Source organism: Synechococcus sp. BA-120 BA3 (assembly GCF_034931285.1).
In the GTDB taxonomy this organism is placed as follows: domain Bacteria; phylum Cyanobacteriota; class Cyanobacteriia; order PCC-6307; family Cyanobiaceae; genus Cyanobium.
In genome coordinates this window covers 1-716 of record NZ_JAYGHZ010000226.1, presented here as the reverse complement: position 1 = coordinate 716, position 716 = coordinate 1, and the positions used below count along the sequence as shown (strand labels likewise).

Below are 716 nucleotides of genomic sequence, written 5' to 3'. Positions count from 1 at the left end.
ACTCCGGCCAGGCCAACGCCTGCACCGGCGAGCGCGGCCTGGCCGACAGCCTGCGGGCCACCTCCGAGCTGGCCGCTCGGCTGGGCCTGGCGCCCGACGAGGTGCTGATCTGCTCCACCGGCGTGATTGGCGTGCCGATCCCGATGGAGGTGCTCGTGGCGGGCCTCGATCCCCTGGTGGCCGCCCTCGGCCCAACGGGCGGCGGCGCGGCGGCCGAGGCGATCCTCACCACGGATCTGGTGGCCAAGGAGATCGCCCTGGAGGCCCAGCTGGGCGGCCGCCGGGTGCGGATCGGGGGCATGGCCAAGGGCTCGGGGATGATCCACCCGGACATGGCCACGATGCTGGGCTATCTGACGTGTGATGCCGGCGTGCCGGCCGATGTCTGGCAGGGCATGGTGAAGCGGGCGGTGGATCGCTCCTTCAACGCGATCACGGTGGACGGCGACACCAGCACCAACGACACGTTCCTGGCCTTTGCCGCCGGTGAGCCCCTGGGCCCGGAGCACTTCGAGGCATTGGAGGCCGGCCTGACGGCGGTGTCGCAGCACCTGGCCCGGGCGATCGCCCGCGACGGCGAGGGCGCCACCTGCCTGATCGAGGTGCAGGTGGAGGGCAGCGCCGATGACGCCGGCGCCCGCGCCATCGCCCGCACCGTGGCCGGCTCGTCGCTCGTGAAATGCGCTGTGCACGGCCGCGACCCCAACTGGGGCCGG

Annotated in this window: 1 protein-coding gene; it reads left to right on the top strand. The window is 73.3% G+C overall.

All coding sequences use genetic code 11. The annotated features are described in order from the left end of the window. On the top strand, window positions 1–716 hold a 716-nt coding region (locus VB737_RS07450; protein ID WP_500312272.1), incomplete at both ends, for a bifunctional ornithine acetyltransferase/N-acetylglutamate synthase.